This is a genomic window from Chryseobacterium sp. BGARF1 (genome assembly GCF_001677955.1).
Lineage (GTDB): Bacteria > Bacteroidota > Bacteroidia > Flavobacteriales > Weeksellaceae > Chryseobacterium.
The window spans coordinates 1-22,091 of record NZ_LELA01000050.1 but is presented as its reverse complement, the minus strand read 5'-3'; the positions used below and the strand labels follow the sequence as shown (position 1 = coordinate 22,091).

Here is a 22,091-nt window from a genome sequence, read left to right as displayed (position 1 = left end):
AAAATTAGATTTTTGATTTTTTTTAGAATTTTTTTAATTCAATAATGACTATGTAGACATAAAGAAACGAGAAACTACTTCCAACTTCCCTCATCAAACATCCAGCCTTTTTACATACCACATCGCGCTCTTCATTACGGAAAATTTATTTTTTGGAAAGATTATTGCAGTATCAGCAACATGGGAACGCAAAACTATAATAACCACCGAAAATTTTATCCGCCACATCATTTTATTTATCTGCCATTGTTGCTTATTGCAGAAATCTTTGGAGTTTATAAGCTCTTTGCAGATTCCGAAAACCAACTGTTATGGTTGCTGTTTTCTGTTGTAATATTTTTAATGCTCTATTTAGCTCTTATGCTGCGTCAACATTATGCATTAGGACTTCAAAACCGTTTGGTAAGACTGGAATTTAAGCAAAGATATTTTGAATTATTCAATAAAAGATCAGATGAGGTAGAAGAAAAACTGAGTTTCGGACAAATCGCTGCTTTGAGATTCGCTTATGATGAAGAATTTAAAGAACTCTTATATAAAGCTTTGAACGAAAATATTTCGGGAGATCAGATCAAAAGATCTATAAAAAAATGGAGAGCCGATCTTCATCGAATTTAAAATAATTAACAACCTAAATTATATTACTATGAAAAAGTGGACCTTATACAGCATGACTATTCTTAGTTTAATGCTACTTACAAGCTGCGAAGCAGTGGAAACGATCTTTAAGGCCGGAATGTGGTGGGGGATTATTTTAGTTGTCGGAGTGGTCGGTATTTTATTATGGCTTTTTTCGCGGGGTAAGAACTCTTAACCAATTTTTATGGAACAATCAGACTTAGAGATTATTTCTCATCTTAAGCCTTCAAAGATTGTAAAAATTATGAAAGATCCGGTAGCTTCTGCAAAGGCGGTGAATCTTATTTACACTTCCGATGCAGAAACTTCCGGAATTATTCGTAGAAAAAGAGGCAAAAAATATCTGTATTTTAAAGACGGCGAAAAAATTAAAAGTAAGAATGAAATTGCAAGGATTAATAGCTTGGTAATTCCGCCGGCTTGGGAAAATGTCTGGATCTGTGCTTTAGACAATGGTCATCTTCAGGCAACAGGTTTTGATGTTAAAAATAGAAAACAATATCGTTATCATTCTCTTTGGAGTGCATTGAGAAATCATACCAAATTTTACAGAATGCTTCAGTTTGGTTACGTTTTACCAAAAATTCGTCTGCAACTTGAGAAAGATTTAGCCTTAAGAAATTTTGAAAAGCGAAAAATTCTGGCTTTAATTGTCAGTTTAATGCAACGTACCAACATTCGTATCGGTAATAATATTTACGAAAAACTCTACGGTTCTTTTGGTTTGACTACTTTAAAGGGAAAACACGTAAAAGTAGAAGGGCAAAAAATTAATTTTTCATTTAAAGGGAAGAAAGGAGTAATGCACGATGTCAAACTCAAAAGTAAGAGATTGGCAAGGTTAATTATGAAATGCAAAGAAATTCCCGGAAAAGAACTGTTTCAATATTTTGATAGCGAGGGAAACAGGCATTCTGTGGATTCGGGAATGGTGAATGAATATATTAAAGAAATAAGCGGTGAAGATTTTACAGCTAAAGATTTCAGAACCTGGTCAGGAACGGTGAATGCTTTAATTGCGTTTAAAGAAATCGGTTATGCTGAAAATAATTCGCAATACAAAAAGAAAGTGAAGGCTGCTTTAGATATTGTTGCAGAACATCTGGGAAATACAAGTACGGTTTGCCGAAAATATTACGTACATCCTTTAATTATTAATCTTTACGAAAATAATTCTATAAAAAAATACCTAGACCAAATTGAAGTCATTGAAGAAAACGATGGTAAAGCAGATTTGACACAGGAAGAGAAATTGGTTTTAAAAATTTTGGAAAAGGAAAAGATGTAAAAAAGTAAATCGTAGAAGGTCACTTCGCTTTGTTTATCATTTTTTTTGACTAAAATTTAAACTGAAATCATTTAAAATTCACTCTTCGCTTGCAAAGCAAAATTGATAATTGACTTTTCACTTTCAAAGAAAAATTCAGCATTCAGAATTCTTCAAAATAAATTTTAAATGTTGTAAATTTGTAAAAAGCAAAAATTAAACAATACAACTCATATGTCAAAAGCAATTTCGCAAGTACCATTTGCAGTAAATGAGCCGGTAACTTCTTACGAACCGGGATCAGCAGAAGTAAAATCTCTTCTTGCAACTTACAAAAAAATGTGGGCAGAAAAGATAGAAATCCCAATGGTAATCAATGGTAAAGAAGTAAAAACAGGTGATACTGTAAAGCTTCAGTCTCCACAAGATCATGCACATGATTTCGGTTTTTATCACAAAGGAACGATGCAGCATGTAGATGATGCAATCAATACTGCTTTAGCGGCAAAAAAAGCGTGGAATGACTTAGGTTGGGAGCACCGTGCTGCAATTTTCTTAAAAGCAGCTGATCTTTTAGCTGGACCTTATAGAGACGTGATTAATGCAGCAACAATGATTGGACAGTCTAAGAACGTTCATCAGACTGAAATTGATGCAGCTTGTGAATTCATCGATTTCTTGAGATTCAACGTAGAATTTATGACAGAAATGTATTCTGAGCAGCCGGTTTCTGATGCAGGAATCTGGAATAGAGTAGAGTACAGACCGTTGGAAGGATTCTGTTTTGCAGTAACTCCGTTCAACTTTACAGCAATTTCAGGAAACTTGCCCACTTGTATGGCAATGCTTGGAAACGTTGTAGTTTGGAAACCTTCAGATAAACAGATTTATTCTGCAAAAGTAATTATGGATGTTTTAATAGAAGCGGGTCTTCCTGCGGGGGTTATTAACATGATCTTTACAGACGGAAAAGAAACTGCTGAGAAAGTAATGGCTCACAGAGATTTTGCAGGACTTCATTTTACAGGATCTACAAAAGTTTTCCAGGGAATGTGGAAAATGATCGGCGACAATATTCACAACTACAGAACGTACCCAAGGATTGTTGGTGAAACTGGTGGAAAAGACTTTGTCATTGCGCATCCTTCTGCAAACGTAGAAGCTGTAGCAACAGGTTTGGTAAGAGGTTCTTTCGAATATCAAGGACAAAAATGTTCAGCAGCTTCAAGAGCATATATTCCTAGATCTCTTTGGGCTGATGTGAAAAAAGTAATGGAAACTCAAATTGCTTCAATTAAAGTAGGTTCTCCGGAAGACCCTTCAAACTTTGTGAATGCAGTGATTGATAAAAATTCTTTCGAAAAGTGTAAAGGTTATATCGACAGAGCAAATGCTTCAGATGTTGCAAACGTTGTGATCGGTGGTAAAACTGATGATTCTAAAGGTTGGTTCGTATATCCAACAGTTATTGAAACTACAGATTCTCAGTACGAAAGTATGGTGGAAGAGATTTTTGGACCTATTCTTTCTGTTTTTGTTTATGAAGATGCAGACTGGTCTGAGACTTTAAAAGTTGTTGATTCTTCTTCTCCTTATTCATTGACAGGTTCTGTATTTGCGCAAGATAGATATGCTGTAAACGAAGCTTTCAAAGCATTGGAAAATGCTTCAGGAAACTTCTATATCAATGACAAACCAACTGGTGCAGTTGTTGGACAACAGCCTTTCGGTGGAGGTAGAGCTTCAGGAACAAACGATAAAGCGGGTTCTAAAATGAACTTACTAAGATGGACTTCTGTAAGATCTATCAAAGAAACTTTTGTTTCTCCTAAAGATTACAAATACCCATATCTTGGTTAATAAGTAATGAATAATAGGCAATGAGTAATTTTTGCCTCTATACATATAGCTTCGGAACTTTGTGTTTCGGAGCTTTTTTATTTTAAGGCATCAGATATAAAATTAAATATTTTGAATGGAAGAGTCCTGAAAGGACGATTTATCAAAGCATCGGGTAAAACCCGATGAAATAATAAGTAAAACAAAAAAAAGTGACTCAAATGAATCACTTTTAATTTTGAATAATATGTAAAATAAATTTACCAGTCTCTTTTCTTTAGAATCAAATAAGATCCTACAATAAATAAAGCACACCAAACCAGACAAGCAATAAGGCTTTCAGTTGGGTAAGTAAACTCATACTTTAAACCAAAGGCTTTAGCCATATTTAGCCTCAACATTGGATTAGGAATTAAATTAGACATGCTTTCCAAAGGAAAAAGTTTGCTAAAGAAAAATTCATGTTGTAGAATTTCGTTTCGCTGAGCAGCCTGTGTTCCTGCTACTTTACTATAAGTTTCAATTCCACCAAGAATAGATTCTCCTATCCATATTACAAAAAATGCAAGGAAAACAAAGATTGATTTTCTTAATAAAATAGATAAAAACATTAAAAAACAAAAGAATGCAAATAGCTTAAGAAAATAATTTCCGATGAAAAACATTTCTTTATAAACCAATGCTGATTCTGTAGTTTTTGAATATTTTAGACCTAAAAACAAAGTAATAGCAAATACAATAATTGTTGAGATTAGAGTGAAAATACCAATCGTTAGTAATTTTGAACCAATAAATTCTTCTCTGCTTAAACCATCAATTGTATTCTGCTTAAACATTCTGTTGCTGAATTCCTGACAGATTGAGAAAACGATAATTAGTCCTAAAAATATTTTTAATAATGCTACAATATATGTGGTGAAGTTCCATATTTCAGGAAAGTTATACATTCCCTGTTCTTTTAAATTGATGGTGTCTCCAAAAAGTTTCAGATCAATTAAACCAATACAAAGAAAGATTACCAAAATAGCAAAATACATTATGGTAAAAACCTTAAACGGCGTATAATTCAGATTTTTATAATATTCTAATTTTAATAATTTCATCATGATTAATTAGTGTTTTTTACAAGTTCAAGGAATTGGTTTTCAAGCGATTGTTTTTTCTTAGCTAAGTGTGACAAGAAAATACCTTTTTCAGTAAGTTTCTGGTTTAATGCCGATGCAGAAATCGACGCATCATCACGAACCTGTGCCTTTATCAGTTCACCGTCTGCCGTAACTGAAGTAAACCATTGAAGTTCTTCCAAAGCACTCAAAAGAGCAGTATTATTATCTGCTTTCAATTCAAAAAAGCCTTGGTTGCTGGTAATTTCATCCACAAGTCCAGAATAAATAGCGTTTCCTTCTTTTAAGACAATTACATGGCTGCAAATTTTTTCGATTTCATCTAAAAGGTGACTCGCAATAATGATGGTAATTCCTTGTTTTGCAATAGTCCCGATAATTTCTCTGATCTGAATAATTCCTTCAGGATCTAAACCATTCGTAGGTTCATCCAAAATCAAAACTTCAGGATTGTTGAGCAAAGCAGAAGCGATTGCCAAACGTTGCTTCATTCCCAAAGAAAAGGTTTTAAACGTATCTTTTTTTCTTTCTAAAAGCTTTACTGTATTTAAAACTTCATCAATTCTCGAAAAAGGAGTTCCTTTAATTTCGGCAACAATTTTCAGATTGGTTTCTGCACTTAAATAAGGGTAGAAGTTGGGTTGTTCAATAATGGCTCCGATCTTTTTAAGCGTTTCAGGAGTTGTTCCTTTTTGTCCAAACCAAAACCAGTCGCCGCTTGTGGGATTAATGGTTGAAAGAAGCATCCCGAAAGTGGTAGATTTTCCACTTCCGTTGGGACCAAGAAGACCGTAAACATTACCTCTTTCCACATCAAAAGAAATATTGTTGACTACGACTCTTTTGAATTTTTTCGTCAGATTCTTTACTGATAAAATTTTTTCCATGTAGTATATTGTATGTACTATGAGTTTCTCTTTTTTGTGAAATGTTACAAAGAAGATTAATTTTAATATAAATGATGAATGATGAATGATGAATGATGAATGATGAATACTTTTAGCTAACAACAAATAACTAACAACCAATTTTTTTCATTAAATTTGATTTAAAAGATGTTGGTATGAAGTTAATTGAACTTGCAAAAGAATTAAATGTTTCCGCAGAATCTATCAAGCAGTTTATTCAGGATTTTGATCTTGATTTGATTGATTGTATTTCGACTCAATTTGAAGTGAAAGAAGATTTTGAAAAATTTGCCCGTGAAAATGTAGATTTTTTAAAACTATATGAAAAGGATCTGGATGAAAACAAAACCGTTGAGCAAATTGCAGAAACCATCAATCAGCCCAAAGAAAAAATAGAAAAAGCCATTGAAGAAAGCCCGTCAAATATTTTTGATAACGGATTATTTCGTTCTTCTATTTCAAGTTACGGGATCGATCAGAAATTAGGTGGAAATTATAAATTTGTCTACAATTATTTTGGGAATAAAACCAAGCTTCAGCAAAGAGATTTCATTGGTTACAGAGATCTTTTCTTTTATATTTCCGATGTTTTAGAACCGTTTTTAAATCCTCAGCAAACCAAAGACTGGGGAATTCACAAACCTGCAGGAATTATTTTGTATGGACCTCCAGGAAGCGGAAAAATATTTTGGGCGAATAAAATTGCCGAAATCATTAATTATAAATTTAAAGAAGTTAAAAAACATTATTTAGGAACTTCATTCATCGACGGAAATCAAACCAACTTCAATGATTTTTTGGTATCGATGATGAAGGAAGATAAAGTTTTGCTTTTCCTTGAAGATTTTGATGAAATTATGATGGAAAGAAATGCTGAAAATAGTGTAGCTTCCTGCAATCTTGAAACTCAGGAGATTATTCTTCATCATGTTTCAAAATTTGAAAGCGAAGGAGTGTTGATGGTTGGTTCTGCTAATTCTGTTGTTGACATTAACGAAGAAATTCTTGCACCCGGAAGATTTGATGTTGTTATTCCTGTTTTCCCGCCGAATGCTGCCGAAAGATCAGAGATTATTTTGTATTCAATGACCAAAAATTTGGATAAAGATTCTCTTCTTTTTAAAATTCTTAAAAATAATAAAGCAGATAAAATTCCTTTTTGGACAGAAACTGTTGCAAAAATGAAAGTTTTCAGCAATACAATGCTTATCGATTTTACCCAAAGCTTAAAAAAGAGAATTAAAAACCGTTACCAACGAACGAAAGATGAAAAATTGAAAATTGATGAAACTCTTCTCAATGGTGCTTTGCGTGATGCTGCTGCAAAATTAACGGAAGAGTATCTTAATCAAATTGCCCAGTTTTTAAATGATGTTATTATCAATAATCTGGATGATTTTCAAATGAGGATTCATGCTTTGAAGTCTGAGCTCGAGACTTATCAGGAAGTTGAAATTCCGAGACGTGAAATTGGGTTTCAGCATAATGATGAAGACGAAAAAGAGAAATAAATCTACCTTTTGTAAAAATATGAATTTCCATTACTTTTAAATAGTAGTGGATTTTTTTTGTCTCAAACTTAATGCTGTAAGTATTTCTAAATTGCTACTTTTTTATCATTATTAATTTTTCATGATATTGATTGTTTTTATGTTGTTTTTTTGTTTTTTATGATTGTATTAATTGTTGTGAATTATTTAATGTTTCTTAAATGTTGTCATATAAGCAATTCTATGCGGTGTGAGTATGTGTTGAGTATGTACTTTCTATGCTCAGAGTAGCGCTTTTCACAGGTCATCTTATATATTTGTTCATCTTTTTGATTCTGATGAAGAAACTAACTCATTTTCAAAAACTTATCAACATTAATATAAAAACTTATGAAAAGAAAACTATTTTCTCTTGGGGTAATCTTGGCTTTTACTCAGATAAATGCACAATCTTATCAAACATTAGCGGTTTCAGGATTTAATGCAGATGTGATTGCAAACGGAGTTGGTCCGTCTCTGAATTCTACAACAATGAGCTTAGATAAAGACACCGATAATTTTGCTTATATGTCTAGAGATTTCAAAGTAAATTCTTCCGCTTCCGCTTTAACGTATGGCTTGCCGGAAAATGGTTTGATTACTTCTGCTGTAGCAACAACCAGTGGATTAACTTACCAATTGGCTTCTTACTCTGCAAATAATTCTTTAAGACTTCCCAATGCAAATGATATAGGTACACTTACTTTATCAACACCAACAGCAGCCAATAATCTATATGTACTTGCCGTAAGTGGAAGCGGGCCTTCTACAGGAGATATTACCGTTAATTTTCAAGATGGAACAACACAGGTTTTTGCCGCTACAAATTTTCAAGACTGGTATGGCGGAACAAGTGCTGCCATTCAGGGAATCGGTAGGATCAACAGAGCTTCCAATGCTTTAGATGCAGCAGGTGGAACAAACCCAAGAATTTATCAGATCTCATTAGCGATAAATGCAGCCAATCAAAGTAAATTAATTACTTCTATTACTGTTCAAAAAACTTCTACAGCGGTAACGGTGATCAATGTATTTGGAGTTTCTGCACAGGTTGCTCAGCTTTCTGTTTCAGATCTTAAAAAGGCTAAAGAACAATCAGTTTACCCAAATCCTTTTTCAAATGAATTGAATTTAGCAAATATTTCAGATTTGGTCTCTATCGATATTTTAGATTTTTCAGGTAAGACTGTTAAGAGAAATATTCAGCCAAAATTAAAATTAGACCTTTCATTCTTAGATAAAGGCAACTATATTCTTGTTCTTAAAAATAAGAACGGGACTTCAACTTCTCAGAAAGTTGTTAAACATTAATTTGGAGTTTTTTTCACTTTGATTATTATATAATTTACACGAAAATCATTGTGGAACAAGCCGGTTTTAATTAATCGGCTTGTTTTTGCTTTTATAAACTAATGATACGTTTCATTAAATGCTTTGTTTCTTAACATTAAAAATTAAAGTATTTGAAGCTAATTTTGTAAACCTCTAATTAGTTTTTTAACATTACCCAAACTCGTGATTTTATCCGTAAATTTGCTTTTCAAATTTTTTAGTTTTGATTAATAACGACCAGATAAAAGAAATTCAATCTAGAATTGAAGACCTTCATAAATATCTTCAAATTGATAAAAAGAAGATAGAGATATCTAATGATGACGAAAAAACGGCAGCTCCGGAATTTTGGGACAACCCTAAAACGGCTGAGGTTTTTCTAAAACAACTTCGTTCCAAGAAAAAATGGGTAGAAGAATATGAAGAGATCAATACTCAGTTTGAGGATTTGCAGGTTTTGCTTGAGTTTGCAAAAGAAGACCCTGATTCTGAAAAAGAATTAGATGAAGCCTTCCCAGTATTATTAGAGAAAATAGAAAATCTGGAGTTTAAAAACATGCTTTCTAATGAGGGCGATGAGCTTTCAGCGGTGCTTCAGATCACGGCAGGAGCGGGTGGAACCGAAAGTTGTGACTGGGCTGCAATGCTGATGAGAATGTATAACATGTGGGCGGAAAAACAGGGCTATAAAATAAAAGAACTGAATTATCAGGAAGGCGAAGTTGCAGGTGTGAAAACCGTAACCTTAGAAATCGATGGTGAATATGCCTTTGGATATTTGAAAGGTGAAAATGGCGTTCACAGACTGGTAAGAATTTCTCCTTTTGATTCTAATGCAAAACGTCATACCAGTTTCGTTTCTGTTTATGTTTATCCTTTGGTGGATGATACGATCGAGATCAACATCAACCCTGCAGATATTTCATTTGAAACCATGCGAAGTTCCGGAGCGGGTGGACAAAACGTAAACAAGGTAGAAACTGCGGTTCGTCTTCGTCACGCACCGACAGGAATTATCATCGAAAACTCAGAATCACGTTCTCAGCTTCAGAATAAAGAAAAAGCAATGCAGCTTTTGAAATCCAGACTATATGAAATGGAATTGGAAGAACGTCTGAAAGCCCGAAACGAAATTGAGGCCAACAAAATGAAAATCGAGTGGGGAAGTCAGATCCGAAATTATGTGATGCATCCTTACAAATTGGTAAAAGATGTGCGTTCGGGTCACGAAACATCAGATGTTGATGGAGTGATGAACGGAAATCTTACGCCATTCCTTAAAGCGTTTCTTATGGCCGATGGAACGGCGGTTTCGGACGATGATTTCGACCTATAGAAAATCATGTTTACATTTTTGTTAAAATATGCTAATATATTTTCAGCATAATTTTATTAAGCTTATTTTTGTTCATCATCATTACATATGGAAGAATTCAATAGTTGGAGAGATTTATTAAACCCTGAGTTTTATATCAACATGGGTGGGTTTTGGGTAATATTGTTTATCATATTTGCCGAAACAGGTTTGTTTGTAGGGTTTTTCCTTCCGGGAGATTCACTGCTTTTTGTTTCAGGAATTTATGCAGTAGACATTATTTCTAAAACATTTGGTTCTACAGGGAGTGACTTTTTAGATACCACCATTTTGGCAAGCGCAGTAGCTTTTGCTGCGATTGTAGGTAATCAGGTAGGGTATTGGTTCGGAAGCAAAACAGGTCCGGCTTTATACAAGAAAAAAGATACCATGCTTTTCAAGAAAAAATACCTTTACCAGGCACATGATTTTTTTGAAAAAAACGGAGCTTTAGCAATTATTATGGCAAGATTTTTACCTGTGGTAAGAACTTTTATGCCAATTGTAGCAGGAATTGTGAAGATGGACAAAAAATCTTTCGTTCGTGATAACATCATTGGAGGTATTCTTTGGTCTTTCAGTTTGATTTTTGCAGGACATTACTTGGATAAGTTATTCTTAGATCAGTTTGGCATCAATCTGAAAGAAAAACTTGAGTTTATTATTATTGTAATTGTTTTAATTACGACTGTGCCTGTTGTTCTTAAATTTATGTTTGGAGCACCAAAAGGAAATCCGAAACTGGAAGATGAGGTTCTGGATGATTTGATTGACAAAGAAAAATAATCAATTTAAAATATAGAAAATAACCTGCAATTTTTGCGGGTTATTTTTTTTGCTTCTAAAAAACGCACCATAATTTAGCGTAAAGATTCTACAAATTGGCTAGATTTTTAGCACAAATTATCTGCGGAATCTGCATAATCAGCGAGAGAAAAAGATTTAAAGAATTAAAAAAAGAATTGAATTTTAATTCCTGATCCATTCCAAAATATTCGGATAGATGATGCTGTCTCTTTTTTTCTTATTGAAAAATCTCGGTGCGTGACCGGTCTTATCCATAAATACGAATTTATGAGGAATATTCATCTTCGTTAAAACAGAATCTAATGCTAAACCCTGTTTCTGATTCACCAAAAAATCCTGATTTCCCTGAAATAAAAGCGTTGGAACATTCGTCACATTCGCTACCGGACTGGCTTTTTGAAAATCCTCAGACAAATTTTTGCGGTCAAATTTAGTTCCCACCACTTTTTGAATCGTTCCTGAAGTATATTTTGAATAAAATGACTTTAAATATTCATGAGAATAAAAATCTGTCGGTCCGCTGAGAGAAATGATTTTCTTGATTTTATCAGGATTTTGATAACCGTAAAGCAATGCTAAATGACCGCCTGCACTTTCACCTAATAAAATATAATTATTGGGTAGCAGTTCCGATTTTTCTGAAAGTGCGTTAAATTTTTCAATCACAGAATTGATGTCTTCCAATTGCTCTTTGTACGTGAGATGTTTTGAAACCAAGCGGTAATTCATATTAATGCTTGGAATATTATTTTCAAAAAGCATTTTCTGAATTTGAATCATGTGTTCCTTTCTGCCATATTTCCATGCACCACCGTGAACAATTAAAATAACGGGAGAATCTTGCGGATAATCTGCGGGAAGAAAAACATCCATTTTCTGACGTTTGTGTTCACCATATTTCAGATTATAAATTTTCTGACTGTCTTTTCCCACCCAAACCCTGAATTTTGAATTGCATGAATTTAATACCAAACCAATCAATCCTAAAACAAAAAAATGGTAATTGAGAATCAGCTTTTTCATAGAGTAAAGGTAAGGAGAATTTGATTTTTATGATGACAAACAAAGATGATTTTATTCTTAAAAACTATAGAACTCATAAATGTCACCAGAGCCTTTTTTACATTCTCGGAAAAATTCTTTTGGAATACCGTTTTTAAAATTAATTTTTGATGAAACTTTTTGATCACAATCATTATTTTTATTTTCAAATATCAATATTCCATTTTTTAATTTCTTAGGTAAATCTGAAATCATTGTTACACTATATTCTCCGATATATTGATTCAGATTATTAAAAATTAAGATCTTATTAGTCGCTCTCCTTGACAATCCCCAAAGCCATACAGAGGTCATAATTTTATAAGTTTTTCCTTTTTTAGTTTTTACATTTCCTAAATATGTTAAGTGGGTCTCCATTCCGCCTTTTTCATTCCATTTTCCATAGACATAGTTTTTACCAATGTTTGATTTTTGCAAAGTTTTTAATCGGATGTTGCCATCATTTATCTGAGCAAATACTATTTGCGAGAAAATAGTAAGGAGGAAAACTAAATATATTTTCATTGAAGTAAAATTAAAGAAAACGCTTTAATTTAAATGAATAATTATTAAGATTATAAGCCTTTAAAAACCAAATTAAATCTATATTTTTGTAAGACTTAACACTTATTAAAAAAATATTAAAATACTATGGCGTCTGGTTTTTTTGCGATTTTAGATGATATCGCTGCTTTGATGGATGATGTTGCTGTAACAAGTAAAATTGCAACCCAAAAAACAGCAGGTATCTTGGGCGATGATTTAGCGGTAAACGCAGAAAAAGCCACAGGTTTCCTTTCTTCAAGGGAAATTCCTGTATTAATGAAAATTATGAAAGGTTCATTTATCAATAAACTGATTATTGTTCCTTTTGTTTTCCTGCTGGAATGGCTGTATTCACCTGCTATAAAAATCATTCTTATTATTGGAGGATTTTATTTGGCGTATGAAGGTGTTGAAAAAATTGTTGAATTTTTATTTCATAGAGATAAAAAAGGACACGAGGTAATCGAAGAAGCCCAGGATGTTGAAGAAGACGGTGAGGCTGTAGAAAAAGCTAAAGTGAAATCTGCAGTTACTACTGATTTTATCTTGTCTCTTGAGATTGTTATAATTGCATTAGCTGCTGCAAAAGATGGATATCATGCTTTAAAATCTGAATTTGATCCTTTTCTTGTAGAGATTGTTACCGTTTCCATCGTTTCAATTATTGCAACAGTGGGAGTTTACGGAATTGTAGCATTGATCGTAAGAATGGATGATGCTGGTTTTAAATTAATTAAAAAAAGTAATGATAAAGGCCTTTTTGGTAAATTGGGGCATTTGCTTGTGAAAGCGCTTCCTTGGGTCATCAAATCTTTAGGGATTATCGGAACTATCGCATTGATTTTGGTTGCAGGTGGAATTTTTGATCATAATATCGACCAGCTTCATCATGCATTACCAACCTGGAATGAAGTTCTGAAACAAGTTCTTTTCGGTTTAGCAGGCGGATTGATTGCTTTGTTTTTAATTACCGGTGGAAAGAAAATTTATTCATTAGCAACAAAGAAATAATTGTTAGATTTTCATAAAAAAATCCTGCTTCAGTTTTCTGGAGCAGGATTTTAATTTTAAGTCTGTTTAAACTAATTTGAGATTTAACCGCAAAAGGAACAAAAGATAATCATAAAGCTATTATTAGATAATTAAAATTTTCAAAAGAATAAAAATCAAAAATTTTTAAAGAGTTTTTGTGTACTTTTTCTTTATAAGTATTAATAATAATTAAACCATACATTTTGAAAAGCAATATGATTGCAGCCCGACCTGAGTGGAAATCCTTTTTTGCGGCTGGAAAAACGAGGGCAAAAAAGATTGGGAACGGAGGGCGGAATAGCTGCCCAAAAATATATTGTTAATTGTTTTAACCTACTTACTCATTAACTTTAAAAAGAAATATCTAAATCTTTTGCCTCTTTTGTGGTTAAACAAAAAGTTTAAACAATTTTTTTATCTAAAGTTTTAATGAATGTCCGTTTTTTACTAACGCAAAGACAAACAAAGAATATTAAAATTTTGACCGTTTTAAAGTTATGCAAAGGCGTAAACTTAGCAAAGAAATACAAGAAGTAATAAGATATGAGAAACTGCGGACAAACATTAAAGTTTTCTTTTTAATATGAATTAATCTGCTTACTTCTTTTTATTTTGAAAATAAACAGTGAATAATTGGACTTATTAATCAATTTTAAATATTTATTTTTGCTAAAATATAAATCTTCAATAAAGGTTTGATTTTAATTATGGGTAGAAATTTATCAATTGATGTTTTAAAAATTATCTTGGCATTCTTTGTCGTGTTTCTGCACATGAACTTTCTGAAAGAAACACATCCTTTGCTAAGCTACCTTTTAGTGAACGGACTTTTTAGAATTGCTGTTCCCGTCTTTCTAGTCATCACAGGATTTTATTTCTTCCATATCGATACTGCAAAAAAACTAAAAAAATGGCTCTTTAGAACGTTTCTTTTGTATGTAATCTGGATGCTGATTTACATTTCTTACTGGAAAGATAATGATGAGATTTTACTGACAATTATTTTCGGATATCATCATTTATGGTACTTGATAGGAACCTTTTTTTCCGGATTAATCCTTTATGTACTAAGAAACCAAAATTCAAAATTGTTGATTGCTTTGACGGCTATTTTATTCTCGCTTGGATACGTTGTTCAGGTTTTAGGAAATCTTCATTATTTAAATGCTGAATCAGATTCCCTTTTGAATGATTATCTGCTTTACCGAAACTTCCTTTTCGTATGTTTTCCGTTTTTAACAATTGGCTTTTTAATTAACAGGCACAAAATTGATATTTCAACATATAAACACTCGTCTCTGCTGGTAATTTTATCAATCTTATGTGTTATTGGCGAGGCTTTTTTAAACTATAAATACATCAGTATCGAAAGCACAGATATATTATTTTCTCTAATTTTTGCGAGCCCGTTGCTGTTTTTGTATTGTCAAAAAATATATATAAAAACCACTTCGAAAATTTTAGCCAGTTTTTCAACTGCAATATACGTTGTACATCCGCTGATCATGAAATCGGATCTTTACAAAGAAATAGAGTCTTTTAAGGTCCTTATTTTTTTAGCTATTTTAATTCCGGTAAGCTTTGCTTTGGTCTACCTTAATAAAAAACTGAAGTATTTGCTGTAAATTTTATAGTGGACTATTTTGTTTTATAAAAAAAGACAACGAAAAAAATATCGTTGTCTTAGTCTTAGTATAGATTAGTTCATTTCGTAATTAATAATGACCATTCGCAAAATAAAATGCACCAAATCCTGCTCAGCATCTCTTCTGCTGATAAGACGGTTTTTATAGTCATAAGATTTGAAAACCTTTAATAATCTTTGATATATTTCAAGCTCTTCCCCTTTAATTCTTATTTTTATGTGTCCGTCTTTTCTTTTGATGATTTGATCATCCAGAGTTCTTACTCTAAATAAAACATCACATAATATTGGTTTTACGCCACCATATCTTTCCACAATATTCACTTTGAATGTATCAAAAGTAATGGCATGGAAGATTAGTTTAGGTTGTGAATCTGGTGTGCGAAGTTCAAGCTTGTAGTTCATGAGAGATTTTTTACAATATCCTTTTTAAAGGAATATATCAAATTAAATATGATGTAAATTTAAAAATAAAAGAGACTTTAAAAAGCCCCTTTTTAATTTTTTTTTAGTTGAATAAATCTTTTACTTTATCAAAGAAGGTTTTTTCTTTTCCAGAAGGCTCAGCTACCATTTCTCCGCTGTTCATTTGTTTCTCGAAAAAGTCTTTTTGCTCCTTTGTAAGTTTTTGAGGAGTCCATACATTGATGTGGATAAACATATCACCTTTACCGTAGCTATCGATACTTGGTAACCCTTTTCCTGCTAATCTTAAGATTTTTCCGGATTGTGTACCTGGATCAACAGTGATTTTTACTTTTCCACCCACGGTAGGAATTTCTTTTTTAGCTCCCAAAGCAGCTTCAGCAAAAGAAACATATAATTCCTGGTGAAGATTATCACCTTCTCTTTTGATTGTGTTGTCTACTTCTTCTTCAACAATCACCAAAAGATCTCCAGGAATACCGCCAAATGGCGCATCGTTTCCTTTTCCTCTTACATTCAGCTGGATGCCGTCTCTTGCACCTGCAGGAATGTTGATGGTAATTTCTTCTTCATCTTTTATTAAACCTTGTGCATTGGCTCCTGCAGGAATTTTATCGGCGACTTTACCGATTCCCTGACAAGTTCCACAAGTGGTTTGCGTTTGCATCTGCCCAAACATAGTATTCATCACCTTCATTTGAACTCCGGCTCCGTTACAAGTAGGACAAGTTTTTGAAGTGGCACCTTCTGCCATCTTCATTTTTTTTACTTTAAGAGTTTTTTGAGTTCCGTTCACCATCTCTTCAAGATTCAGCTTGATTCTGATTCTTAGATTAGAACCTTTCACCTGTTGACGACCACCGCCGCCACCAAATCCTCCGAAACCACCACCACCAAAGATATCTCCAAACTGGCTGAAAATATCTTCCATGTTCATACCGCCTCCGAAGCCTCCGCCTCCAAAACCTCCGGCACCACCTACACCGGCGTGTCCGTATTGGTCGTAGCGTGCTTTTTTGTTGTCGTCGCTTAAAACTTCGTAAGCTTCTGCAGCTTCTTTAAATTTATCTTCAGCCTCTTTATCTCCCGGATTTTTATCTGGGTGAAATTTGATAGCCATTTTTCGGTATGCTTTCTTTATTTCGTCGGCACTCGCAGATTTGCTTACCTCAAGAACCTCGTAATAATCTCTTTTTGACATCTTTTTATATGAGTAATTAGTAATGTGTAATCAATAATATTCAAAATTGCTTATTATCGATTGCTCATTGCTTATGTTTTAGTTTCCTGTTACAACTTTTGCAAAACGAATTACTTTATCACCTAAAGTATATCCTGTTTCGATAACATCTACAATTTTACCTTTTAATTCTTCTGAAGGTGCAGGGATCTGTGTAATAGCCTCGTGGAAATCAACATTAAAGTCGTCTCCCGCTCTTACTTCCATTACTTTTAAGCCTTTTTCAGTAAGTTTGTTTTTAAACTTGTTGTAAATCAATTCAACACCTTGAAGGTCGGCTTCGTTACCGTTTTTAGCAATTTCTTTCAATGCTCTTTCAAAATCATCCAAAACACCCAACATAGAAACCATCATTTCCTGATTGGCGTAGGTGAAAAATTCCATTTTTTCTTTAGATGTTCTTTTTTTATAGTTTTCAAACTCAGCGTACAGTCTGATGTAACGGTCTTTTTCTACTGCCAAAAGTTCTTCTGCGGTAGGTATTTCTGTCACATTTTCCTCAACTGTTTCTTGAGTCTGAGTGATGTTTTCTTCCTGATTATTGATATTTTCTTCGTTGATATCCTTATTTTCCATATTTCAATAACTTTTTACAAGGTTGTTTCACAAACATTCTGCCAAAGGGAAAAGAATGACATTTAGTCACTTTAGAGAAATTTAACATTGCCATTTTTTCTTATTTATCAATTGATGATTTTAAAAGCTTTTTTACTTTGTTGAATAGTATTTATGTTATTTTTAGGAGCTTATTCCGGCTTTCACTACTCGCTTTTTTGCGCCCTAACTTTCCTTTTTAGCAAAAAGAGCTCAAACATGCCGTTCAATCCGGGCTAAAAACAAAGTAGTCAACCTTCACTAAGGAAGATTGACAATGTAACTAAGTGACTATTCACTTTTATACTAATCTCCAAAAAATGTTTGATACAAAAGATAAAGATTTAGAATAATAATAACGATAGAAATAGCCCATACACAGATTTTTAAAAAAGGTTTATTAACAAATTCACCCATTTTCGCTTTATCGTTCGTAAATATAACCAAAGGAACCACCGCAAAACTAAGTTGCATCGACAAAATAACCTGACTTAAAACCAAGAGGTCTGTCGTTCCGTGTTCTCCATAGATAATGGTTACAATTAATGCTGGAATTACAGCAATGAGTCGCGTAATTAATCTTCTCAGCCAAGGTTTTAGTCTGATATTTAAAAATCCTTCCATTACAATTTGTCCGGCAAGAGTCCCGGTTAATGTTGAATTTTGTCCGGAAGCTAAAAGAGCAATTGCAAAAGCGATACTTGCCATAGAAGCTCCCAAAATAGGAGTTAACATTTGATAAGCGTCGTGAATATCAGCAACATGCTCATTTCCTGTGGTATGAAAAGTGGCGGCGGCTAAAATTAAAATAGCAGCATTAATGAAAAAAGCTAATAATAGAGAAACTGTACTGTCTAAAGTTGCAAATTTTATGGCTTCTTTTTTACCTTCTCGGTCTCTTGTGTAGTCACGTGTCTGTACAATACTGCTGTGGAGATATAAATTGTGTGGCATTACGGTCGCACCCAAAATTCCTATTCCGATATAAAGCATTGCGGGATTGGTGATAATCTCTTTTTGTGGGATTAATCCACCTAAAATAGCATTGATCTCAGGTTTGGAAATGATAATTTCGTACCCGAAACAAACTAAAATAATAAACATTAATCCGGCAACGATACTTTCTATCCAGCGGAAACCTTTTGCCTGAAGCAGTAAAATAATTAATACGTCAATCGTTGTAATGACGATTCCCCAAGTCAGCGGAATTCCAAATAGTAAATTTAAGGCAATTGCTGAACCTATCACTTCTGCCAAATCGCAGGCGGCGATGGCAATTTCACAAAATACCCAAAGAATAAAATTAGTAGTTGGTTTGAAATGATCTCTACAAGCCTGAGCTAAGTCTCTCTCAGCAACAACGCCCAATTTTACAGACAAATGTTGCAAAACCATTGCAAAAATATTAGAAATAAGTATTACAGAAAGGAGAGTATATCCAAACTGCGATCCACCGGCAATATCGGTTGCCCAGTTTCCGGGATCCATATATCCGACTGCAACCATTAATCCGGGACCAGCAAAAGCAAGATATTTCCTCCAAAAACCTGATTTTTTAGGAATAGAAATAGAAGAGAATACCTCTGGTAATGAGTGGGATGTTTTATCTTTTCGCCAAGCGTTTTTCATATTGAACTGAGTCATTGTTAGAAATGACTAACAAATTTAATTAAATAAATGAAATGAACGTAAAGTTCTCATAAAAAATCCCGAAAAATATTTTTCGGGATTGAATTTATATTTTTAAATACGATTATTTTGCAAATCTTACAGACATTTTTCTGTCAATTGCTCTTTCTTCGTTAGAAGCTGAAGCGTCTACTTTTGCAAATTCACTTCCGTATCCATCGGCTGCAATAACTTGTGCTCCTACACCTTGTTTTCCTAACCAATCTTTAATGAAATGAGCTCTGTCAGAAGAAAGCTTTTTGTTTTTAGCTTCATCTCCGGTTTTATCCGTATAACCTCCAATTTTTATTTTTGCATCGGGATACGCTTTTAAAATCGCCACCAAATTTTGTAATTGTCCTTCAGATCCTGCTTCTAAAGTGTTTGCACTTCCGATGGTAAAGTTTACGTGGTCAAAATCATACCATTTGGTCTTTAAAGCGTCATCGTTTGCTGCATTTTTATAGCCATCAGATTTTAGGAAAGTGATCATTTGATCTTCCAGTCCACCTTTATAACCTTTCAATGCCATTCCGTTTAAATCGATATCTTCATCAACTTTGGTGGTCGTCATTGTAGTTGTGTCGTTTTGTGTCGACATCGTATCATTTACAGTACTTAAGCTGTCACCAGAAACGGTGGTTGTTGTAGTTGTTTCTTTTTTCTCACATTGTTTCCATAAAAAATACCCTGCTGCAATTAATAGCAATAAGGGAAGAAGCCATTTCCAGATAGATCCCCCTTCGGAAGGAGTAGGATTGTTTGGAAAAGTACCGCCATCAGCAACGCTTCTGGTAACTTCTACTTTAGGTTCGTCATGCGGAGGGCTTGTGATCGCATCGTTATCAAACTTATAGCCTTTAGCCCAATCTCCGATATTTAATGATGCTAAGGAAAGTCCGGCTGGTAAAAGTGTAGAAACAATTCCTTTCTGATCATTTAATAAAGAAGAGATTCCAGATTTATCAAGATTATTTTCTGCGGCATATTTTCCTACAGAACCTACTGTTGCTCCGGTTACTAAATTGAATAAAGAAGATGAAGAATTGTTGCTGATTCCTGCGTAAGTAGCAATGGTGTTGATAATTCCGCTGAGCTTATCGCCAAAAATTGATGATAGCAGTCCTGAAACCATAGAATTGTTAGATGCTGTATCTAATAAATTCCCCAAAACACCTTGCGAAGAAGCATTGGAAACAGAATCCAATACCGCAGGATTGTCAGAATTGTTGGCTAGTCCACCTACAATCACTGGAAGTAAACCAGAAACGGCTTTAGAAATTCCAGCTTCACTTTCTCCAAGTTGCGATGCAGCCTGAGAAACAAGTGCAGAACCTAGCTGCCCCTTGATGAGATCAATGATGTTTAATGACATATTAATTTATTTTGAAGTTAATGTGAGATAAATTTAAACAAAAATCTATCCAAATTGTAATTTTCAAAAAAAATCTGCAAAAATTCTTAAAATTTTTGCAGATTTAATAATTATTATGTTAAAGTTTTAGTAAGCCTTAGCAAATAAAACTCTTCTTTTTGATGGCTTTCCAGATACTAAAGAAACACCTTCTTCGATATCGTCATCCAGAGGAATACATCTGATGGTTGCCTTGGTTTCTTGTTTGATTTGTTCTTCTTCTTCAGCGGTTCCATCCCAATGAGCATAGATGAATCCTGGTTTTTCTTCTAAAACTTTTTTAAACTCATCATAAGAATCTACTTTCGTATAATTATCTTTTCTGAAGTTTAAAGCTTTTGTGTACATATCCTGTTGAATAGTTTTCAATAAATCTTCGATGTAAGAATCTAAACCTTCCAACGAACGGGTTTCTTTCGTAAGATTATCTCTTCTTGCGATTTCTACAGATCCATTTTCCAAATCTCTAGGTCCCATCGCAATTCTCAACGGAACACCTTTTAATTCGTATTCTGCGAATTTCCAGCCTGGTTTATTTTGGGTGTCATTATCAAATTTTACCGAAATTCCTTTCAGTTTTAATTTATTTTGAATATCCAATGCTACTTCACTAATCTGATTTAATTGCTCTTCTCCTTTGAAAATAGGAACAATGACCACCTGAATTGGTGCCAAAGTTGGAGGAAGTACTAAACCAAAATCATCAGAATGCGTCATAATTAAAGCACCCATCAAACGTGTAGAAGTTCCCCAAGAAGTTGCCCAAGCGTGCTCTATTTTTCCTTCTTTGTTGGTGAATTTTACGTCAAATGCTTTTGCGAAATTCTGACCTAAAAAGTGAGAAGTTCCAGCCTGAAGGGCTTTTCCATCCTGCATTAATGCTTCGATACAATACGTTTCATCAGCACCAGCAAATCGCTCTGAAGGTGTTTTTAAACCTTGCACAACCGGCATTGCCATAAAGTTTTCTGCGAAATCTGCATATACTTTATTCATTTTTTCTGCTTCTTCTACCGCTTCGTCTTTGGTGGCATGAGCGGTGTGACCTTCCTGCCATAAAAACTCTGAAGTTCTCAAGAATAGACGGGTTCTCATTTCCCAACGCACAACATTTGCCCATTGGTTGATAAGAATTGGTAAATCTCTGTATGACTGGATCCAACCTTTATAAGTATTCCAAATGATTGCCTCAGAAGTTGGTCTTACGATAAGCTCTTCTTCTAATTTAGCTTCCGGGTCTACAATTAATTTTCCTGGATTATCTGGATCGTTTTTTAGTCTGTAATGCGTTACTACAGCACATTCTTTAGCAAAACCTTCAGCGTTTTTTTCTTCAGCTTCAAACAAGCTTTTGGGTACAAAAAGCGGGAAGTAAGCATTAACGTGACCGGTTTCTTTGAACTTTCTGTCCATCTCATCACGCATTTTTTCCCAGATTGCATATCCGTATGGTTTTATAACCATAGAGCCTCTCACGCCTGAGTTTTCAGCCAAATCAGCTTTCACAACCAATTCATTATACCATTTGCTGTAGTCTTCGCTTCTTGAAGTTAATTTTGCCATTAATTTTTTTTTAATATTTTAACTTTTCTAAAATTATGTAATCTAAAAATAAAAATCTATTTTTGATAGATTTTTGTTACCAATAAGTTGGTATATTTTTGGTACAGAATGCAAATATAATTT

19 protein-coding genes are annotated in these 22,091 nt (G+C 33.7%); 9 read left to right on the top strand and 10 right to left on the bottom strand.

The window, feature by feature from the left end; genetic code table 11:
- Positions 1-180 precede the first annotated feature (180 nt).
- The 3 genes from AB671_RS09900 (at position 181) to pruA (ending at position 3,766) form a co-directional block, all read left to right on the top strand.
- Positions 181-618 (top strand): DUF6526 family protein, encoded by a 438-nt coding sequence (locus AB671_RS09900; protein WP_066680222.1) that lies wholly within the window; start codon positions 181-183, stop codon positions 616-618.
- Between the two features lie 205 nt (positions 619-823).
- A complete protein-coding gene (locus tag AB671_RS09890) occupies positions 824-1,927 on the top strand; it encodes a DNA topoisomerase IB (protein WP_066680210.1) in 1,104 nt (367 codons plus the stop codon).
- Between the two features lie 213 nt (positions 1,928-2,140).
- On the top strand, positions 2,141-3,766 hold the full coding sequence (pruA, locus tag AB671_RS09885) for an L-glutamate gamma-semialdehyde dehydrogenase (RefSeq protein ID WP_066680208.1): 1,626 nt from the start codon (positions 2,141-2,143) through the stop codon (positions 3,764-3,766).
- Between the two features lie 239 nt (positions 3,767-4,005).
- Here pruA and AB671_RS09880 read toward each other — a convergent pair whose 3' ends face one another.
- Together AB671_RS09880 and AB671_RS09875 are read right to left on the bottom strand one after the other, a co-directional pair.
- Positions 4,006-4,851 (bottom strand): ABC transporter permease, encoded by an 846-nt coding sequence (locus AB671_RS09880; RefSeq protein WP_066680206.1) that lies wholly within the window; start codon positions 4,849-4,851, stop codon positions 4,006-4,008.
- Positions 4,852-4,853: 2 nt separating this feature from the next.
- Positions 4,854-5,756, bottom strand: a complete 903-nt coding sequence (locus tag AB671_RS09875; RefSeq protein ID WP_066680204.1) for an ABC transporter ATP-binding protein — start codon at positions 5,754-5,756, stop codon at positions 4,854-4,856.
- A 176-nt stretch (positions 5,757-5,932) separates the two neighbouring features.
- On the opposite strand from AB671_RS09875, the gene AB671_RS09870 reads away from it, so the two are divergent.
- The 4 genes from AB671_RS09870 to AB671_RS09855 all read left to right on the top strand — a co-directional run bounded on the left by AB671_RS09870 (position 5,933) and on the right by AB671_RS09855 (position 10,778).
- Positions 5,933-7,288: an AAA family ATPase gene (locus AB671_RS09870; protein ID WP_066680202.1), complete on the top strand. Its 1,356-nt coding sequence runs from the start codon at positions 5,933-5,935 to the stop codon at positions 7,286-7,288.
- A 369-nt stretch (positions 7,289-7,657) separates the two neighbouring features.
- Positions 7,658-8,617: a T9SS type A sorting domain-containing protein gene (locus tag AB671_RS09865; RefSeq protein ID WP_066680200.1), complete on the top strand. Its 960-nt coding sequence runs from the start codon at positions 7,658-7,660 to the stop codon at positions 8,615-8,617.
- Between the two features lie 244 nt (positions 8,618-8,861).
- Positions 8,862-9,974, top strand: a complete 1,113-nt coding sequence (prfB, locus tag AB671_RS09860; RefSeq protein ID WP_066680198.1) for a peptide chain release factor 2 — start codon at positions 8,862-8,864, stop codon at positions 9,972-9,974.
- 87 nt (positions 9,975-10,061) lie between these two features.
- Positions 10,062-10,778: a DedA family protein gene (locus tag AB671_RS09855; RefSeq protein WP_066680196.1), complete on the top strand. Its 717-nt coding sequence runs from the start codon at positions 10,062-10,064 to the stop codon at positions 10,776-10,778.
- 183 nt (positions 10,779-10,961) lie between these two features.
- Here the strand turns inward: AB671_RS09855 and AB671_RS09850 are convergent, their stop codons facing one another.
- The gene (locus AB671_RS09850) at positions 10,962-11,822 is read right to left on the bottom strand and encodes an alpha/beta hydrolase (protein WP_066680194.1); all 861 of its coding nucleotides are present in this window, start codon (positions 11,820-11,822) and stop codon (positions 10,962-10,964) included.
- A gap of 57 nt (positions 11,823-11,879) precedes the next feature.
- Positions 11,880-12,365: a hypothetical protein gene (locus tag AB671_RS09845; protein WP_066680192.1), complete on the bottom strand. Its 486-nt coding sequence runs from the start codon at positions 12,363-12,365 to the stop codon at positions 11,880-11,882.
- 126 nt (positions 12,366-12,491) lie between these two features.
- On the opposite strand from AB671_RS09845, the gene AB671_RS09840 reads away from it, so the two are divergent.
- The gene (locus AB671_RS09840; protein ID WP_066680190.1) at positions 12,492-13,397 is read left to right on the top strand and encodes a DUF808 family protein; all 906 of its coding nucleotides are present in this window, start codon (positions 12,492-12,494) and stop codon (positions 13,395-13,397) included.
- A 728-nt stretch (positions 13,398-14,125) separates the two neighbouring features.
- Positions 14,126-15,043, top strand: coding sequence for an acyltransferase family protein (locus tag AB671_RS09835; RefSeq protein ID WP_066680829.1), 918 nt, complete (start codon positions 14,126-14,128; stop codon positions 15,041-15,043).
- A 74-nt stretch (positions 15,044-15,117) separates the two neighbouring features.
- Here the strand turns inward: AB671_RS09835 and AB671_RS09830 are convergent, their stop codons facing one another.
- The 6 genes from AB671_RS09830 to proS form a co-directional block, all read right to left on the bottom strand.
- Positions 15,118-15,468 (bottom strand): prevent-host-death protein, encoded by a 351-nt coding sequence (locus tag AB671_RS09830; RefSeq protein ID WP_066675525.1) that lies wholly within the window; start codon positions 15,466-15,468, stop codon positions 15,118-15,120.
- Positions 15,469-15,571: 103 nt separating this feature from the next.
- The gene (dnaJ, locus tag AB671_RS09825; protein ID WP_066675527.1) at positions 15,572-16,690 is read right to left on the bottom strand and encodes a molecular chaperone DnaJ; all 1,119 of its coding nucleotides are present in this window, start codon (positions 16,688-16,690) and stop codon (positions 15,572-15,574) included.
- Between the two features lie 78 nt (positions 16,691-16,768).
- Positions 16,769-17,305, bottom strand: a complete 537-nt coding sequence (locus AB671_RS09820; protein WP_066675528.1) for a nucleotide exchange factor GrpE — start codon at positions 17,303-17,305, stop codon at positions 16,769-16,771.
- Between the two features lie 324 nt (positions 17,306-17,629).
- The gene (locus AB671_RS09815; RefSeq protein WP_228390885.1) at positions 17,630-18,952 is read right to left on the bottom strand and encodes an Nramp family divalent metal transporter; all 1,323 of its coding nucleotides are present in this window, start codon (positions 18,950-18,952) and stop codon (positions 17,630-17,632) included.
- Between the two features lie 124 nt (positions 18,953-19,076).
- Positions 19,077-20,366, bottom strand: coding sequence for an OmpA family protein (locus AB671_RS09810; RefSeq protein WP_066675530.1), 1,290 nt, complete (start codon positions 20,364-20,366; stop codon positions 19,077-19,079).
- 126 nt (positions 20,367-20,492) lie between these two features.
- Positions 20,493-21,968 carry a proline--tRNA ligase gene (gene proS, locus AB671_RS09805; protein WP_066675533.1) on the bottom strand — a complete coding sequence of 492 codons (1,476 nt, stop codon included), beginning with the start codon at positions 21,966-21,968 and terminating at the stop codon, positions 20,493-20,495.
- Positions 21,969-22,091 lie beyond the last annotated feature (123 nt).

What these genes read in the sequence shown, in the direction of transcription:
- AB671_RS09900 (WP_066680222.1), top strand. Translation starts at nt 181, where the DNA reads ATGGGAACGCAAAACTATAATAACCACCGAAAATTTTATCCGCCACAT.
- AB671_RS09890 (WP_066680210.1), top strand. Translation starts at nt 824, where the DNA reads ATGGAACAATCAGACTTAGAGATTATTTCTCATCTTAAGCCTTCAAAG.
- pruA (WP_066680208.1), top strand. Translation starts at nt 2,141, where the DNA reads ATGTCAAAAGCAATTTCGCAAGTACCATTTGCAGTAAATGAGCCGGTA.
- AB671_RS09880 (WP_066680206.1), bottom strand. Translation starts at nt 4,851, where the DNA reads ATGATGAAATTATTAAAATTAGAATATTATAAAAATCTGAATTATACG.
- AB671_RS09875 (WP_066680204.1), bottom strand. Translation starts at nt 5,756, where the DNA reads ATGGAAAAAATTTTATCAGTAAAGAATCTGACGAAAAAATTCAAAAGA.
- AB671_RS09870 (WP_066680202.1), top strand. Translation starts at nt 5,933, where the DNA reads ATGAAGTTAATTGAACTTGCAAAAGAATTAAATGTTTCCGCAGAATCT.
- AB671_RS09865 (WP_066680200.1), top strand. Translation starts at nt 7,658, where the DNA reads ATGAAAAGAAAACTATTTTCTCTTGGGGTAATCTTGGCTTTTACTCAG.
- AB671_RS09855 (WP_066680196.1), top strand. Translation starts at nt 10,062, where the DNA reads ATGGAAGAATTCAATAGTTGGAGAGATTTATTAAACCCTGAGTTTTAT.
- AB671_RS09850 (WP_066680194.1), bottom strand. Translation starts at nt 11,822, where the DNA reads ATGAAAAAGCTGATTCTCAATTACCATTTTTTTGTTTTAGGATTGATT.
- AB671_RS09845 (WP_066680192.1), bottom strand. Translation starts at nt 12,365, where the DNA reads ATGAAAATATATTTAGTTTTCCTCCTTACTATTTTCTCGCAAATAGTA.
- AB671_RS09840 (WP_066680190.1), top strand. Translation starts at nt 12,492, where the DNA reads ATGGCGTCTGGTTTTTTTGCGATTTTAGATGATATCGCTGCTTTGATG.
- AB671_RS09835 (WP_066680829.1), top strand. Translation starts at nt 14,126, where the DNA reads ATGGGTAGAAATTTATCAATTGATGTTTTAAAAATTATCTTGGCATTC.
- AB671_RS09830 (WP_066675525.1), bottom strand. Translation starts at nt 15,468, where the DNA reads ATGAACTACAAGCTTGAACTTCGCACACCAGATTCACAACCTAAACTA.
- dnaJ (WP_066675527.1), bottom strand. Translation starts at nt 16,690, where the DNA reads ATGTCAAAAAGAGATTATTACGAGGTTCTTGAGGTAAGCAAATCTGCG.
- AB671_RS09820 (WP_066675528.1), bottom strand. Translation starts at nt 17,305, where the DNA reads ATGGAAAATAAGGATATCAACGAAGAAAATATCAATAATCAGGAAGAA.
- AB671_RS09815 (WP_228390885.1), bottom strand. Translation starts at nt 18,952, where the DNA reads ATGAAAAACGCTTGGCGAAAAGATAAAACATCCCACTCATTACCAGAG.
- AB671_RS09810 (WP_066675530.1), bottom strand. Translation starts at nt 20,366, where the DNA reads ATGTCATTAAACATCATTGATCTCATCAAGGGGCAGCTAGGTTCTGCA.
- proS (WP_066675533.1), bottom strand. Translation starts at nt 21,968, where the DNA reads ATGGCAAAATTAACTTCAAGAAGCGAAGACTACAGCAAATGGTATAAT.